Origin of the sequence: Mesorhizobium sp. M7A.F.Ca.US.014.04.1.1 (assembly GCF_003998745.1) — a bacterium.
In the GTDB taxonomy this organism is placed as follows: Bacteria; Pseudomonadota; Alphaproteobacteria; order Rhizobiales; family Rhizobiaceae; genus Mesorhizobium; species Mesorhizobium ciceri.
On the sequence record NZ_RZRW01001014.1, the window covers coordinates 1 to 1,262 of the forward strand.

Below are 1,262 nucleotides of genomic sequence, written 5' to 3' on the forward strand. Positions count from 1 at the left end.
TCCAACTCGGGTCCAGACCGTCATAGCTGAAGGGCTTTCCGTCGGCTTCCGCTTTCAAACGGGCCACTTCGGCTTCAAGTGTCGAGACCTGTGTCGTCAGCGCAGCAAGGTCAGCGGAGGCGAAGGTCGCGTCGAGGCGAGCAAGCGTTTGACCGGCTCGCACGCGCTGTCCTTCGCGCACCTCGATCGAGCGGACGATCGCCGTCTCGAGCGGCTGCACCAGAATATTCGGCGATTGCGACACCACGAGCCCTCTGGTGGAGACGACCTGATCGACCGGTATGAGCCCTGAGAGTGTTATCAGGGCAACGACCATGCTTGAGATGATCCAGACCATGCCGCGCGCCATTCGTGGGACGGGCGCATTGGCGATGGCCGTCGACGGCCATCGGAATTCCAGGATGACGGGCATCGTCGGATCGCTCGGCTCTGTCCGGCGCCGGACGGGAAGACTGGAATGGGTGATGCTGCTCATGGGCGCCCCGAAGCCGATGCTCACACAAGTCTCGGCGGCACAGCGGCCAGACGAGCTTGGCGATTGTCAAGATGCCGGTTCTGCTGCATCCAAAGCTGGCGGTAGAGCGCGCATCGTTCGAGCAGGGTCGCATGCGGCGCGACATCGAGGACCTGGCCCTGATCCATGACCAGGATCTGGTCGCATTCGGTCAGCGAGGAAAGCCGGTGCGAAACAATAATCATCGTGCGGCCCCTGGCGATGCGCATGAGATTGGCGCTGACCACCGCCTCGCTCTCCGGATCAAGCGCGCTGGTCGCCTCGTCAAGGATCATGACGGTCGGATCGTGGATGAGCGCGCGCGCAATCGCCAGCCGCTGCTTTTGACCACCCGACAGGTTGGGCGAACCTTCCTCAATATAGGTGTCATAGCCGTTGGGCATGCGTTCGATGAATTCTTCGGCGCCGGCAAGGTGAGCGGCTCGCATGGCGTCGGAAAGGGTCAGGCCGGGGCGCCCGGCGATGATGTTGTCTCGAATCGACCCGCGGAAAAGGAAATTGTCCTGGAGGACCACGCCGAGCCCCTGGCGAAGGTGACGCAGGTTGATTTCCTTGAGGTCGACGCCATCCAGCTTGAGAAAACCGCTGTAATCGCGATTGATCCCCTGCAGAAGCCGCGCAATTGTCGATTTCCCCGAACCGCTGCGCCCGACGATGCCGAACATCGTCCCTGCTGGAATGTCGAAGTTGACCCGGTCAAGCGCTGGCGTGTTGGTGCCGATGTAGGTGAAGGTCAGATCACGGAAAC

General features: G+C 61.8%; 2 protein-coding genes. Both read right to left on the bottom strand.

Annotated features, from left to right (window positions below; all coding sequences use genetic code 11):
* Nucleotides 1-475: biotin/lipoyl-binding protein (locus tag EOA22_RS34055; protein ID WP_127390636.1), on the bottom strand; the 475-nt coding region annotated here is incomplete at its 3' end.
* Nucleotides 476-495: 20 nt separating this feature from the next.
* The coding region (locus EOA22_RS34060) for an ATP-binding cassette domain-containing protein (protein ID WP_127390637.1) at nt 496-1,262 on the bottom strand (767 nt) is incomplete at its 5' end.